Source organism: Marinomonas foliarum (assembly GCF_016906065.1).
In the GTDB taxonomy this organism is placed as follows: Bacteria; Pseudomonadota; Gammaproteobacteria; order Pseudomonadales; family Marinomonadaceae; genus Marinomonas; species Marinomonas foliarum.
The window spans coordinates 1,729,224-1,744,668 of record NZ_CP070273.1; the positions used below are offsets into that span (position 1 = coordinate 1,729,224).

9 protein-coding genes, 2 tRNA genes and 3 rRNA genes are annotated in these 15,445 nt (G+C 45.6%); 2 read left to right on the top strand and 12 right to left on the bottom strand.

What is annotated here, in order from left to right; translation table 11 throughout:
* Window positions 1–23 precede the first annotated feature (23 nt).
* Entirely contained in the window at window positions 24–695 is a 672-nt protein-coding gene (rpiA, locus tag JSY38_RS08005) for a ribose-5-phosphate isomerase RpiA (protein WP_114411472.1), read from the top strand.
* A 48-nt stretch (window positions 696–743) separates the two neighbouring features.
* On the opposite strand, the gene JSY38_RS08010 is transcribed toward rpiA, so the two are convergent.
* Window positions 744–1,712, bottom strand: a complete 969-nt coding sequence (locus tag JSY38_RS08010) for a zinc transporter ZntB (protein ID WP_205116373.1) — start codon at window positions 1,710–1,712, stop codon at window positions 744–746.
* A gap of 148 nt (window positions 1,713–1,860) precedes the next feature.
* Here JSY38_RS08010 and JSY38_RS08015 point away from each other — a divergent pair, with 148 nt between their 5' ends.
* On the top strand, window positions 1,861–2,820 hold the full coding sequence (locus tag JSY38_RS08015) for a class 1 fructose-bisphosphatase (protein WP_205116375.1): 960 nt from the start codon (window positions 1,861–1,863) through the stop codon (window positions 2,818–2,820).
* Window positions 2,821–2,919: 99 nt separating this feature from the next.
* Here the strand turns inward: JSY38_RS08015 and wrbA are convergent, their stop codons facing one another.
* The 11 genes from wrbA to ribF all read right to left on the bottom strand — a co-directional run bounded on the left by wrbA (window position 2,920) and on the right by ribF (window position 15,391).
* Window positions 2,920–3,516 (bottom strand): NAD(P)H:quinone oxidoreductase, encoded by a 597-nt coding sequence (gene wrbA, locus JSY38_RS08020; protein ID WP_114411469.1) that lies wholly within the window; start codon window positions 3,514–3,516, stop codon window positions 2,920–2,922.
* A 390-nt stretch (window positions 3,517–3,906) separates the two neighbouring features.
* Window positions 3,907–4,021, bottom strand: a 5S ribosomal RNA gene (rrf, locus tag JSY38_RS08025).
* A gap of 229 nt (window positions 4,022–4,250) precedes the next feature.
* A 23S ribosomal RNA gene (locus JSY38_RS08030) occupies window positions 4,251–7,140 on the bottom strand.
* 307 nt (window positions 7,141–7,447) lie between these two features.
* Window positions 7,448–7,523 (bottom strand) — tRNA-Ala (locus tag JSY38_RS08035).
* A gap of 134 nt (window positions 7,524–7,657) precedes the next feature.
* Window positions 7,658–7,734, bottom strand: a tRNA-Ile gene (locus JSY38_RS08040).
* A 74-nt stretch (window positions 7,735–7,808) separates the two neighbouring features.
* A 16S ribosomal RNA gene (locus tag JSY38_RS08045) occupies window positions 7,809–9,348 on the bottom strand.
* The 16S, 23S and 5S rRNA genes sit together here with 2 tRNA genes alongside, the layout of an rRNA operon.
* A gap of 377 nt (window positions 9,349–9,725) precedes the next feature.
* Entirely contained in the window at window positions 9,726–10,676 is a 951-nt protein-coding gene (gene ispH, locus JSY38_RS08050; RefSeq protein ID WP_205116377.1) for a 4-hydroxy-3-methylbut-2-enyl diphosphate reductase, read from the bottom strand.
* Entirely contained in the window at window positions 10,673–11,104 is a 432-nt protein-coding gene (locus tag JSY38_RS08055; RefSeq protein WP_205116379.1) for an FKBP-type peptidyl-prolyl cis-trans isomerase, read from the bottom strand. Before JSY38_RS08055 ends, ispH begins: the two co-directional genes overlap by 4 nt.
* On the bottom strand, window positions 11,101–11,607 hold the full coding sequence (lspA, locus tag JSY38_RS08060; RefSeq protein WP_114412676.1) for a signal peptidase II: 507 nt from the start codon (window positions 11,605–11,607) through the stop codon (window positions 11,101–11,103). The genes JSY38_RS08055 and lspA overlap by 4 nt, the downstream gene beginning before the upstream one ends.
* On the bottom strand, window positions 11,607–14,429 hold the full coding sequence (gene ileS, locus JSY38_RS08065) for an isoleucine--tRNA ligase (RefSeq protein ID WP_205116387.1): 2,823 nt from the start codon (window positions 14,427–14,429) through the stop codon (window positions 11,607–11,609). The genes lspA and ileS overlap by 1 nt, the downstream gene beginning before the upstream one ends.
* A 32-nt stretch (window positions 14,430–14,461) precedes the next feature.
* On the bottom strand, window positions 14,462–15,391 hold the full coding sequence (gene ribF / locus JSY38_RS08070; RefSeq protein WP_114412678.1) for a bifunctional riboflavin kinase/FAD synthetase: 930 nt from the start codon (window positions 15,389–15,391) through the stop codon (window positions 14,462–14,464).
* Window positions 15,392–15,445 lie beyond the last annotated feature (54 nt).

Here is a 15,445-nt window from a genome sequence, read left to right on the forward strand (position 1 = left end):
TATAATAGAAGGTGAACATCACCATGACGCAAGACGAATTAAAACAAGCCGTTGCAGAAGCTGCGGTAGCTTACATTCTTCCTATGTTAGAAACCGACACTATCGTCGGTGTTGGCACAGGCTCGACAGCAAACCTTTTTATTGATGAATTAGCTAAACACAAAAGCTTATTTGACGGCACTGTAGCAAGTTCAGAAGCGTCTGCAGAGCGACTAAAAAAGCATGGAATTCCTGTTTATAACCTAAACAGCGTTGATAGCATTCGCGTGTACGTTGATGGGGCGGATGAGTCAGATGAACACTTACACTTAATCAAAGGCGGCGGTGCGGCATTAACCCGCGAAAAAATCGTGGCGGCATGCAGTGACGAATTTGTCTGTATTGCGGATGAATCCAAGCTAGTTAAATTACTGGGGGATTTCCCTCTTCCTGTAGAAATCATTCCAATGGCACGCGGCCATGTAGCTCGTGAATTAGTAAAACTAGGCGGTGACCCGGTTTATCGTGAAGGCGTTGTTACCGACAATGGCAACCATATTTTAGATGTCTATAATCTAGAAATTCTTGATCCTATCGCGCTAGAAAAAAGTATCGACAGCATTGTTGGTGTGGTGACAAATGGCTTGTTTGCAAAACGTTCTGCGGATATTTTGCTGTTAGCCACAAAAGATGGCGTTAAAACACTGAAGAAATAATCTTCAGTGTTTTTGTTGCTATTCATAAGATAAGGAAAGGCCGCTTTCTCAAAACCAGCGGCTTTTTCTCATTACCACAAATTGGCCACCGCCTAGTACCACTAAAGCGATACAAAATAGCCAAAACGCTGAACCATTATCTGTACCCGGCATACCGCCAATGTTGATACCAAACAAACCGGTTAAAAAGCCTAGAGGCATAAAAATGCCAGACAGAATCGATAATACGTACATTCGAGCGTTCATCTTTTCAGCCTGTAAATTGGCAAACTCTTCCTGCATCAATAAACAGCGTTCACGCAATGACTCTAACCCTTCGACATAACGAGTGATATCGTTGGCAGCTTCATGCACTTGTGATGTTTGATCAGGAGTCATCCAAGCAAGTGACTCTTGTGCTAATTTATTGATCGCTTCTTTCTGAGGTACAAGAAAGCGTCTTAAGCGAATCGTTTCAAGGCGACGTTGTACAAGAGAATCACGCTGATCAGCTTCAATCCCCTCTCCAATGCTTTCCTCTAAGTCCGCTAACTCATCCTCTAAGTCATGGATAATTTTCGCCATGCGGCCAGTCAATGTCTCGGTTAAAGTCGCCACAATATCACCAGTATTCGTTGGGCCTTCATTGTTAACAAGATTCTTCACTGTATCTTGTACAGACAAAAGCTTACGACGACGGCTAGACACGATAAAATGTGGCGTTACCCAAAGTCGCAGAGACACCATGTCGGAAGGGTTAGATTCTGGGTTTAAATTAACGCCTCGTAACGTCAGTAATAAACCATCTCCCATCTTTACCGCACGTGGGCGGGTTTCTTCAGCGAATAAAGCTTCTACTGCTGTTTCAGGAATTCCCTCTAAATCTGAGAGCCATGTAAACCCTTCCTCCTCAAGGCAATCTAAGTGTATCCAGCGACAGCCACTTTCAGGAACAACTGTAGGTAAATCGAGAGAAGATAATGCTGTCGCACCGCCTTGACCATTTAGTTCCAGATGATGAACAATAAAATCAGACATAAAGATTCCTTTTCAGTATTTTGCGTAGATTATCCGAAAACGTCGATTTTCCCTATTTATTTTATGATCAAAACACAACCTTGGCTGACACTAAGTAACTAGAATGGCATAATTTCGGCAACTTCAAATAACAAGGAAATGCCAGACCATGCAAAACCTACCTGATGTTTTAGCATCCAGTGCAACACCAACGTCATTACAAGCAGTTTTAACTGTAACAACTGATACCTGCATCGCGATATCTGATGCACTAAAACAAGGCTCGCTTGCAGGTATTTTAGGTATGGCTGGCAATGAAAATGTTCAGGGTGAAGAGCAAAAGAAACTGGATGTTATTTCTAACGACATGCTTAAAGAAGCACTGCTTGCTTGCCCAGCAGTAAGAGCCATTGCTTCAGAAGAAGAAGACTACATAGTTCCCGCTAATACAGATGGAGAATACTTCATCGCCTTTGACCCATTAGATGGTTCATCGAATATCGACATTAATGCTATGGTCGGAACAATCTTCTCCATCTACCGCCAAACTGGTGATAAACCAGCTACTGAAGCTGATTTTCTAATTCCTGGTAAAGAACAAGTAGCTGCCGGTTATGTTTTATATGGCCCATCAACCATGTTGGTTCTTACAACAGGCAATGGCGTCAACATGTTTACTTATGATCCAGTTAACCATGTTTTCACACTAACTCGTGAAAAAGTTCAAGTAGCACAAGATACTCAAGAATTCGCTATTAATATGTCGAACCAGCGTTTTTGGTCAGTCAATATGCAGAACTATGTGAGTGACTTAGTGAAAGGTAAAGAAGGTACTCGTGATAAGAACTTCAATATGCGCTGGGTCGCTGCTATGGTAGGTGACGTGCATCGTATTCTTTGTCGTGGTGGTATCTTCATATACCCTTGGGATAACAAAGACCCATCTAAAGCAGGCAAGCTACGCCTAATGTATGAAGCAAACCCAATGGCTATGTTATTAGAACAAGCTGGCGGCAAGGCTCATACCCACACTCAACGCATTCTGGATATTAAGCCAGAAGCTATTCACCAACGTGTTGCCGTGATTCTAGGTGCTGCAAACGAAGTGGATAAGTGTCTAACTTATTAACAAATAATAAAAGCTGACTTTCCTCTCTATGTGGATAGATTTGTTGGTATAAAAAAGGGCAAACGTTCCAGCTTGCCCTTTTAAATATTGTATTGGGTTCTATGCACTAAGCTTAGCCGCAATTTCAGCCACATGCTTACCTTGGAATCGCGCCATCGCGATTTCTTTTTGTGAAGGCTGACGACTACCGTCAGCACCCGCAATGGTTCCTGCTCCTAGCGGAGAGCCGCCTTTTACTTCACTGACATCAGCTAATTCTGGACAAGAATAAGGCAGACCAACAACCACAAAACCATGATGGAATAACGTCGTATGGAAAGATTGCACAGTGGTTTCGTTGCCACCGCCGGTACCAGTAGAAGTAAATACACTACCGACTTTACCAACAAGTTTACCTTCAGCCCATAATCCGCCAGTCATGTCCAAGAAGTTTCTCATTTGAGATGCCATATTACCGAAGCGTGTTGGCGAACCAAAAATCACGGCATCATAATTCACCAAGTCATCAGGTTTGGCAACGGGAGCATCTTGATCTAGCTTCACGCCAGAGCTTTTAGCAACGTCTTCCGGCATAAGCTCGGGAACTCGTTTAATATCCACTTGAGCGCCCGCACCGCGGGCACCTTCCGCTATTTCATTAGCCATTGCTTCGATGTGACCATAACTTGAGTAATAAAGAACTAACACTTTTGCCATCTCAAACTCCTTGTTTAATTAAACAGTCTATTCATTGTAGACATGAATCTTTAAAATTAAAGCTGGCAGCCTAAGGTTTAAAATTGTTTGAACTTTATTTGGATATTAGTAAGCCTTGTAACCTACGATATTGATACAAGCTAATTAAGCTAAATAAAACATTGGTAAGCTGGAATGAAGCTATTGCTTAAGCTTATTAGAGTGAAGATAACTTTTCTTGAGCGGCCTTCTCCAGACGAAAAAAAGCCCTGACAGCATAGCTATCAGGGCCTTCTTAATATAAAGCTTGACGATGCTTATCCCCTTGCGAGACTAGCATGGGCGATGGTGATTCCCCATAACGAAAAAACCCCACCCTGCTGAGCAGGATGGGGTTTCTCTTAATATAAAGCTTGACGACGACCTACTCTCACATGGGATCTCCCACACTACCATCGGCGATGGCGCTTTTCACTTCTGAGTTCGGGATGGGATCAGGTGGTTCAACGCCTCTATGATCGTCAAGCAATTCGTTTTGCGTATTGTTTTGAGCTATGCGTTGATTGCATTGTCTTTCGACTTGTCTCAAAACACGCGAATACGTGCTTGGATCTTTAACAATTCTGTTTTGAAATAACGTGGATCAAGTATTAAACCGATGCTCATCATTGCTGATGCTTTATCGTATCTGTGTCTTTGTCATTTTGATGAGATTGAGCTTTCACTTTTCTCATCCAAAACCACTTTGGTGTTATATGGTCAAGCCTCACGAGCAATTAGTATTGGTTAGCTCAATGCCTCACAGCACTTACACACCCAACCTATCAACGTCCTAGTCTCGAACGGCTCTTTAGGGGACTTATGTCCCAGTGAGATCTTATCTTAAGGGAGGCTTCCCGCTTAGATGCTTTCAGCGGTTATCCCGTCCGAACATAGCTACCCGGCAATGCCACTGGCGTGACAACCGGAACACCAGAGGTTCGTCCACTCCGGTCCTCTCGTACTAGGAGCAGCTCCTCTCAAATCTCAAACGTCCACGGCAGATAGGGACCGAACTGTCTCACGACGTTCTAAACCCAGCTCGCGTACCACTTTAAATGGCGAACAGCCATACCCTTGGGACCGGCTTCAGCCCCAGGATGTGATGAGCCGACATCGAGGTGCCAAACACCGCCGTCGATGTGAACTCTTGGGCGGTATCAGCCTGTTATCCCCGGAGTACCTTTTATCCGTTGAGCGATGGCCCTTCCATACAGAACCACCGGATCACTAAGACCTACTTTCGTACCTGCTCGACGTGTCTGTCTCGCAGTTAAGCGTGCTTTTGCCTTTACACTCTATGCATGATTTCCGACCATGCTGAGCACACCTTCGTGCTCCTCCGTTACTCTTTGGGAGGAGACCGCCCCAGTCAAACTACCCACCACACAGTGTCCTCGATCCCGATAAGGGACCTGAGTTAGAACCTCAAACATACCAGGGTGGTATTTCAAGAGTGGCTCCATGCAAACTGGCGTCTGCACTTCAAAGCCTCCCACCTATCCTACACAAGTAGGTTCAAAGTTCACTGTGAAGCTATAGTAAAGGTTCACGGGGTCTTTCCGTCTAGCCGCGGATACACAGCATCTTCACTGCGATTTCAATTTCACTGAGTCTCGGGTGGAGACAGTGTGGCCATCGTTACGCCATTCGTGCAGGTCGGAACTTACCCGACAAGGAATTTCGCTACCTTAGGACCGTTATAGTTACGGCCGCCGTTTACTTGGGCTTCGATCAAGAGCTTCGCTTGCGCTAACCCCATCAATTAACCTTCAAGCACCGGGCAGGCGTCACACCCTATACGTCCACTTTCGTGTTTGCAGAGTGCTGTGTTTTTAATAAACAGTCGCAGCCACCTGGTATCTTCGACCGACTAGTGCTTACGGAGCAAGTCCTTCACACCGGCCGGCGTACCTTCTCCCGAAGTTACGGTACCATTTTGCCTAGTTCCTTCACCCGAGTTCTCTCAAGCGCCTTGGTATTCTCTACCTGACCACCTGTGTCGGTTTGGGGTACGGTTCGATCATATCTGAAGCTTAGAAGTTTTTCCTGGAAGCATGGCATCAACCACTTCGCCCAAAAGAGGGCTCGTCGTCAGTTCTCGGTCTTAAAGGGACCCGGATTTGCCTAAGTCCCAAACCTACCGCCTTAAACACAGACAACCATCGCTGTGCTGGCCTAGCCTTCTCCGTCTCTCCATCGCAATATGTACGAGTACAGGAATATTAACCTGTTTCCCATCGACTACGCATTTCTGCCTCGCCTTAGGGGCCGACTCACCCTGCCCTGATTAACATGGGACAGGAAACCTTGGTCTTCCGGCGGGGGAGTTTTTCACTCCCCTTATCGTTACTCATGTCAACATTCGCACTTCTGATACCTCCAGCCTGCCTTACAGCTTGACCTTCAACGGCTTACAGAACGCTCCTCTACCATGCCTAGTAAACTAAGCATCCGTAGCTTCGGTGTACAGTTTGAGCCCCGTTATATCTTCCGCGCAGGCCGACTCGACTAGTGAGCTATTACGCTTTCTTTAAAGGATGGCTGCTTCTAAGCCAACCTCCTAGCTGTCTAAGCCTTCCCACATCGTTTCCCACTTAACTGTAACTTTGGGACCTTAGCTGACGGTCTGGGTTGTTTCCCTTTCCACGACGGACGTTAGCACCCGCCGTGTGTCTCCCGTAATTGCACTCATTGGTATTCGGAGTTTGCATGGGGTTGGTAAGTCGGGATGACCCCCTAGCCCAAACAGTGCTCTACCCCCAATGGTGAGATACGAGGCGCTACCTAAATAGCTTTCGAGGAGAACCAGCTATCTCCGAGCTTGATTAGCCTTTCACTCCTATCCACAAGTCATCCCCAGCCTTTTCAACGGATGTGGGTTCGGTCCTCCAGTTGATGTTACTCAACCTTCAACCTGCTCATGGATAGATCGCCCGGTTTCGGGTCTATTCCCAGCAACTAAACGCCCTATTAAGACTCGGTTTCCCTACGGCTCCACTATGTGCTTAACCTTGCTACTGAAAATAAGTCGTTGACCCATTATACAAAAGGTACGCAGTCACGGAACAAGTCCGCTCCCACTGCTTGTACGTACACGGTTTCAGGATCTATTTCACTCCCCTCACAGGGGTTCTTTTCGCCTTTCCCTCACGGTACTGGTTCACTATCGGTCAGTCAGGAGTATTTAGCCTTGGAGGATGGTCCCCCCATATTCAGACAGGATAACACGTGTCCCGTCCTACTCGTTTTCATGATTAAGGTGTTTTCGTATACGGGGCTATCACCCTCTATCGCGGCACTTTCCAGAGCCTTCTACTAACACCAAAACCACTTAAGGGCTAATCCCCTTTCGCTCGCCGCTACTTAGGGAATCTCGGTTGATTTCTTTTCCTCCGGGTACTTAGATGTTTCAGTTCCCCGGGTTCGCCTCCACACAGCTATGTATTCACTGTGGGATACTCTACAAGTAGAGTGGGTTTCCCCATTCGGACATGTTCGGATCAAAGTCTGTTTATCGACTCCCCGAACCTTTTCGCAGATTACCACGTCCTTCATCGCCTCTGACTGCCAAGGCATCCACCGTGCACGCTTGGTCACTTGACCATATAACCCAAAATAGTTTTTTACGATTCCAAAAGGAAAAGTAGAAACATAAATCAGACCACATACCAAAGAGCTTTTGTGTCTCTTTGGATTTACGATAATAGAAGTCACTAGGTTAAAGTGAACTTCCACCGGTTTAACGCTTGATTCATCGTTATTTCAAAATTCGAATTGTTAAAGAGCAAGTTTAGTGCAAAGCACTAAGTCAGAGACTAAAAATCACCCAACACACGAATGTGAAAGATGTTTAGCGTCTTGCTTAGAACTCTCTTCTAATCTTTTACACAGAGTGATCATCATCAGTAAATGGTGGAGCTATGCGGGATCGAACCGCAGACCTCCTGCGTGCAAAGCAGGCGCTCTCCCAGCTGAGCTATAGCCCCATTACTAACTAGATCGTATTTGGTTAATCGGAGAAGATATCTCCAATCAAATACCAGAATCTCAAGAACAAGGCTTTTAAGGTCGACGTTTAGTTTGCTAAACGAGGGCTTAAATAACGCGGTTATTGATATACTGGTGGGTCTGGGCCGATTTGAACGGCCGACCTCACCCTTATCAGGGGTGCGCTCTAACCAACTGAGCTACAGACCCAAATACTTTCTGTGCTTCTTATAAATTAGATATCAGATAATTTGTGTGAACGCTCACCAGAGGTTTCTATCGTTTAAGGAGGTGATCCAGCCCCAGGTTCCCCTAGGGCTACCTTGTTACGACTTCACCCCAGTCATTGACCACTCCGTGGTAACCGCCATCCCCGAAGGGTTAAGCTAGCTACTTCTGGAGCAATCAACTCCCATGGTGTGACGGGCGGTGTGTACAAGGCCCGGGAACGTATTCACCGTGACATTCTGATTCACGATTACTAGCGATTCCGACTTCATGGAGTCGAGTTGCAGACTCCAATCCGGACTACGACGTACTTTCTGGGATTCGCTTACTATCGCTAGTTCGCAGCCCTCTGTATACGCCATTGTAGCACGTGTGTAGCCCTACTCGTAAGGGCCATGATGACTTGACGTCGTCCCCACCTTCCTCCGGTTTGTCACCGGCAGTCTCCTTAAAGTTCCCACCCGAAGTGCTGGCAAATAAGGATAAGGGTTGCGCTCGTTACGGGACTTAACCCAACATTTCACAACACGAGCTGACGACAGCCATGCAGCACCTGTCTCAGTGTTCCCGAAGGCACCAAAGCATCTCTGCTAAGTTCACTGGATGTCAAGAGTAGGTAAGGTTCTTCGCGTTGCTTCGAATTAAACCACATGCTCCACCGCTTGTGCGGGCCCCCGTCAATTCATTTGAGTTTTAACCTTGCGGCCGTACTCCCCAGGCGGTCTACTTATTGCGTTAGCTGCGCCACTAAGTCATTACAACCCAACGGCTAGTAGACATCGTTTACGGCGTGGACTACCAGGGTATCTAATCCTGTTTGCTCCCCACGCTTTCGCACCTCAGTGTCAGTATCAGTCCAGGGTGTCGCCTTCGCCACTGATGTTCCTTCCTATATCTACGCATTTCACCGCTACACAGGAAATTCCACACCCCTCTACCGTACTCTAGCCTGCCAGTATCGGGTGCCATTCCAAGGTTGAGCCCTGGGATTTCACATCCGACTTAACAAACCACCTACGCGCGCTTTACGCCCAGTAATTCCGATTAACGCTTGCACCCTCTGTATTACCGCGGCTGCTGGCACAGAGTTAGCCGGTGCTTCTTCTGGGGCTAACGTCAAAATAACTAGGTATTAACTAGCTACCCTTCCTCACCCCTGAAAGTGCTTTACAACCCTAAGGCCTTCTTCACACACGCGGCATGGCTGGATCAGGCTTTCGCCCATTGTCCAATATTCCCCACTGCTGCCTCCCGTAGGAGTCTGGGCCGTGTCTCAGTCCCAGTGTGACTGGTCATCCTCTCAGACCAGTTAAAGATCGTCGCCTTGGTAGGCCTTTACCCTACCAACTAGCTAATCTTACGCAGGCTCATCTAATAGCGGAAGGCTCCGAAGAGTCCCCTCCTTTCCCCCTTAGGGCGTATGCGGTATTAGCATGCGTTTCCACATGTTGTCCCCCTCTACTAGGCAGATTCCTACGCGTTACTCACCCGTCCGCCGCTCGTCAGCAGGAGCAAGCTCCCCTGTTACCGCTCGACTTGCATGTGTTAAGCCTGCCGCCAGCGTTCAATCTGAGCCATGATCAAACTCTTCAGTTAAAAAGTTTGCTTACTCAAAATCTATTACACTAACAATAACTTAATCGACTCATCATCCCTAAGAACAATAAGCCAACATAAAGCGAATTGACGTGTTAGACGTTTCGCAAGACTTCAATTTTTTTGATTATCTCGAATCAGTTAAAAACCAATCCGGACAATCTTCTGAAGCCTCTAGCGAGCGCCCACACAAATTATCTGATTATCTATTTTAAAGAGCGTGCTAACTTGAATGACTAACCAAATCATATTTAGTTAGTTGAACTTGGTCTTCGTTGCTCTGAAGCCTTGTCCGTGTCAGCGAGGGCGTATATTAAGGATCTACAGATTTTGTGCAACCCTTTTTTCAATAAATTTTAAATTAAATTAAAAAGGCGCTACACCTCAACAATACGAAGTTCTTTTGGCATAGAAAAAGACACGTTCTCTTCTCTACCTTTGATCTCTTGGGGAGCGCTACCGCCTTCTGTAACAAGACGATCAATTACCTCATTAACCAACACTTCAGGCGCTGAAGCACCAGCAGTCACACCAATACTACGAATACCCTTCAACCAGTCACACTGAATCTCACTAGCATTATCGATCAAAAAAGCTTTTGCTCCCATTCTTTCTGCTAGTTCGCGTAGACGGTTTGAGTTAGAGCTATTCACAGAACCCACCACAAGGACCAATTCAGATTCTTGCGCTAACGTCTTCACCGCATCTTGACGATTTTGCGTTGCATAACAAATATCATCTTTCTTCGGTCCACGAATCATCGGAAAATTTTTGCGAAGCGCATCGATAACAACAGAAGTATCATCCATAGACAATGTTGTTTGAGTAACAAAGGCGAGGCGCTCAGAATTTTTAACTTTAAGCTTCTCAACATCAGCAGGGCTTTCTACTAGATAAATAGCCCCCCCTTGACGGTCATCATACTGCCCCATTGTCCCTTCTACTTCTGGATGACCATCATGGCCAATCAGAACACACTCCATACCATCGCGAGAATAACGCAATACTTCTAAGTGCACTTTAGTAACAAGAGGGCAAGTCGCATCAAAGACCTTTAAGCCTCTATTCGTTGCTTCATCACGAACCGCTTTTGAAACACCGTGAGCACTAAAGATAACTATATTGTCATCAGGCACTTGGTCCAGTTCATCAACAAAAACAGCACCACGAGACTTTAAAGACTCAACGACAAATTTATTATGCACTACTTCATGACGAACATAGATGGGTGCTTCAAAAAGATCCAAGCAGCGATTAACGATGTCTATCGCTCTATCAACTCCTGCGCAAAAGCCACGAGGATTCGCTAGTTGAATAGCAAAACTCATGCAACCTCCTCTACTGCAACAATCTGAGTTCTAAATGTCAGAGAGCGTCCAGCCAAAGGGTGATTAAAGTCCACCACTACTTCTTTATCGCCAATTTCAGCAATAACGCCTGGCAATTCGTTTTTACTCATATCGGCAAAAGACACTACCATCCCCTCTTCTAGATCCATAGAAAACTGAGATCGGGGCATACGCTGGATGTTACTTTCATTGTGTGCACCAAACGCTTTTTCAGGTGACATAACAAAAGAAGATTCTTGCCCTGCAGACATACCCAACAAAGCCGTTTCAAAATCTGGTAATAAACTACCATCACCAAATACAAAACTTGCTGGAGCCTGAGAAAAATTAGAATCAACGATTTGACCGTCTTCAAGTGACAATTCAAAATGCAGAGTGACTCGACTTGTTGCCGTAATTACATTCATTCTTTTGTACCTTCCTGCTTTTTCGTCACGAAGCCTTCAAGCAACATTAAAATAACACCGATAGTAATAGCAGTATCCGCTAGATTAAACGCAGGAAAATACCATGATTGCTGCCAATGAAATTGGAGAAAATCTACAACATGGCCATAAACCAATCGGTCATAAAGATTACCGATAGCACCACCCAATACAAATGTCAGAGCCAATGATTCCAATCGATTTGTCTCTGCGATTTTAACTAGCCGCCAACTGATACCAACAGCTACCGCAAATGCGATTAAAGAGAAGAACCAACGCTGCCAGCCCCCCGCTTGCGCGAGAAAACTAAAAGCCGCACCCGTGTTATATCTCAGAGTTAGATCAAAAAATGGCAAAACAGCGATTTCTTGCCCATAAAACAAATTGGACGATATCACTTGCTTTGTCACCCAATCCAAAGCAAAAAGAATGAGAGCCAGCGCCCACCAGCGCTGTACTCGTTTCCACACAATTAAAGCAGTCATTAGGCGTAAAGGCGCTCTTCGCCTTCCCCGTCAGGCAAGTTTGAGATACAGCGATCACACAACTCAGGATGCGTTTCTCGTTTACCCACTTCTTCACGGTGGTGCCAACAACGTACACATTTAGTGTACTTGCTCAGTTCAACCTGAACTTTCAAGCCATCAAGGTCTGTAGCAATAGCCTCATCACTCGCTTGAGACAAAGGCAGAACCTTAACGTCAGAAGCAATCAAAACGAAACGAAGTTCTTCGCCTAGTCGGGTCAAGGTCGCTTGCAAGGCTTCATTACAATAAAGCGTGATATCAGCACTTAAGCTCGCTTTCATCTTACCTTCGCTACGAGCCGCTTCTAACACCTTATTCGTTGCCACTTTAGCTTCAAGAACTTGCTTCCAAAATTCACGACCCATTGGCTCATCACCAGATAGCTCTTCTAGGCCTTCGTACCATGTTTCTAAGAAAACAGACTCACCGCGCTCACCTGGCAGAGTTTGCCAGATTTCATCGGCCGTAAAGCTCAAGATAGGCGCAATCCAACGAGAGAAGGCCTCCATCACATGATAAAGCGCTGTTTGAGCAGAACGACGCGCTAAGCTATCTTCTTGCGTTGTGTATTGACGATCTTTAATGACATCCAGATAGAAACCACCCAAATCCACAGAACAAAAGTTCTGGATTTTTTGGTTAACAGTGTGGAATTGATATTCGTTGTAAGCGGTATTCAACTCTTTTTGCAACAAGGCAGCACGATCTACAATCCAACGATCCAAAGCAATCATTTCGCTCGCAGGCACCATATGTTCCGCTGGCTCAAAACCATTTAGGTTCGCCATCATAAAGCGCGCCGTATTACGAATACGACGATAAGAATCCGCTACACGTTTAAGGATTTCATCAGACACTGTCATTTCAGTGGTGTAATCCGTTGCCGCAACCCACAAACGGATAATATCCGCACCTAGCGTATCCATCACTTTCTGAGGCGACAAGACGTTACCCAGAGACTTCGACATTTTGCGGCCGTCGCCATCTACGGTAAAACCGTGAGTCAGCACTTGCTTGTATGGTGGCACACCACGCACTGCAATGGACGTTTTCAAAGATGATTGGAACCAACCGCGATGCTGATCTGAACCCTCAAGATACAAATCAGCAGGGAAGCTCAGCTCGTCACGCTGATCGATAACAGAATAATGAGTCACACCAGAGTCAAACCACACATCCAAGGTATCAGTAACCTTGCTGTACTTTTCAGCATCCGCACCCAACAATTCTTCTGCTGCCATTTCAAACCAAGCGTCGATGCCTTCCACTTCGATTCGTTTAGCGACTTCTTCGATCAAACGAGGTGTTTCAGGGTGAAGCTCTTGAGTCTCTTTATTGATAAACAACGCAATCGGCACACCCCAAGTACGCTGACGAGACACACACCAATCAGGGCTGTTATTCAACATCCCTTCCATGCGGTTTTGTCCCCAGCTTGGTACCCACTTCACACCTTCAACAGCATGTTTTGCGGCATCGAGTAAACCTTCTTTGGCCATACTGATAAACCACTGAGGCGTTGCACGGAAAATAAGTGGCGTTTTGGTACGCCAGCAATGTGGATAGCTATGGAAGATCTTAGACTCAAACACTAAAGCGCTGTTACGATTTAATGCTTCAAGTATGGCACCATCTACTTTATAGACATGCAAACCAGCAAATTCGCCAGCCGCATCAGAATAAACACCGTTATCTTGAACAAGATTGATTGTACCAATGCCATTTTCACGGCCAACATTAAAGTCGTCTACGCCGTGATCTGGTGCCGTATGTACGCAACCGGTACCCGCTTCAGTCGTTACGTGCTCACCTAAGATGACAGGAATATCACGCTCTAAGAAAGGGTGGTTTAACACAGTGCCTGCTAGGTCAGCCCCAACAGCACGACCAACAATGCGAAATTCTGTTACGCCATAGCGAGACATAACACCTTCAACCATGTCTTCAGCAACAATCAAGCGCTCTTTGCCCAAGCCCATGTCAACTTCAACTAACGCATAGTTAAATTCAGGGTGAACAGAGACTGCTTGGCTTGCTGGAAGCGTCCAAGGCGTCGTTGTCCAGATAACAACAGACACTTTGCCTTCACCCTCAACATCTGCGAATTTGGCAAGCAAAGCCACTTCGTTTTGTGGAGCATAACGTACATCCAAGGACAAAGACGTTTTATCTTGGTATTCCACTTCCGCTTCCGCCAAGGCAGAACCACCGACTACACTCCAGTAAACCGGCTTAAAGCCCTTTACCAAATGACCGTTTTCAGCGATTTTTCCCAGAGCACGAACGATATTTGCTTCGGTGACAAAATTCATTGTCAGATAAGGATTTTCCCAATCACCCATCACACCCAAACGGATAAAGTCTTTTTTCTGTTCTTCAATTTGCGTATAAGCGTATTCGCGGCATTTTGCACGAAACTCTTTATAAGATACTTTCGTTCCGGCCTTACCTATAAGCTGCTCAACTTTATGCTCGATTGGTAGACCATGACAGTCCCAACCAGGAATATATGGCGCATCAAAGCCACTAACAGTTTTTGACTTAACAATAATATCTTTGAGGATTTTGTTAACTGCGTGACCAATGTGAATACTGCCATTTGCGTACGGAGGGCCATCATGAAGAATAAAAGATTTACGGCCTTTACTTACATCACGTACTTTCTGGTATAGGTCCATATCCTGCCAACGCTTAAGCATTGCAGGTTCACGTTTTGCCAAATCTCCACGCATTGGGAAGTTAGTATCTGGCAAATTCAGTGTCGGTTTATAATCACTCATGGTTTATCGGTTCATCCTCAAAGATCATCTTTTCACTGATTAGCAAAAAAGCGTAACGCTTCTTCTTTATCACATTGAATTTGTTTTTCCAGCGCATCTAAGCTGGCCATTTTTCGCTCTGCCCTAATGAAATGACAGAAAGTAACCTGAACGTATTTGTCGTACAGATCACCGGTAAAATCTAATAAATGCACCTCTAATATCGGCGTTTTACCTTGAACAGTAGGACGCACACCGATATTCGCTACACCATTATGAGAAATGCCATCAACCATAAAAGTCACGGCATACACCCCTGACAACGCAGCCTTAATCCCTTTAAGATGTACATTCGCTGTTGGAAAGCCTAATTTTCGCCCTAACTGCTGTCCATGTATCACACGACCACTTAAAGAAACCGCATGCCCCATGTTCATTTGTGCTGCCGAAATATCACCACGCTCTAGCGCTTTTCTAACTAAAGTACTACTCACTCGTTCATTCAGAGCATTTAACACCGAGGGTGTATTTTCGACATCGAAGCCATGCTGACTACCAAATTCTTGCAGATAGTAAAAATCCCCCTGTCGATCACAACCAAAACGAAAATCGTCACCCACAACTAAATGCTTTACTGACAAGCCATCTAATAAAATTTGCTGACAAAATGCCTGTGCATCTAATTGCTGGAGTTTGGGATTGAATGGCATGCAAAGTACATAATCAATACCCTGCCCTTCCAATAACCTAACCTTATCTCGCATACGACCAATGCGACCTGGCGCCGTATCTGGAGCAAAGAACTCTCTCGGTTGAGGCTCAAAAATCATAATAGCGGCTGGCGCATCGTATTGCTTAGCCAAAGCTTTAGCACGTGCCAATATTGCACCATGCCCTAAATGAACACCGTCAAAATTCCCTATCGTCAGCACGCATTCTTTATGCTTTGAACGGATATTATGAATACCGCGAATTAACTCCATAGAACCCCGTACAAAACAATTAAATCCAGCGTCGAAAAAAATACCACGGATTAT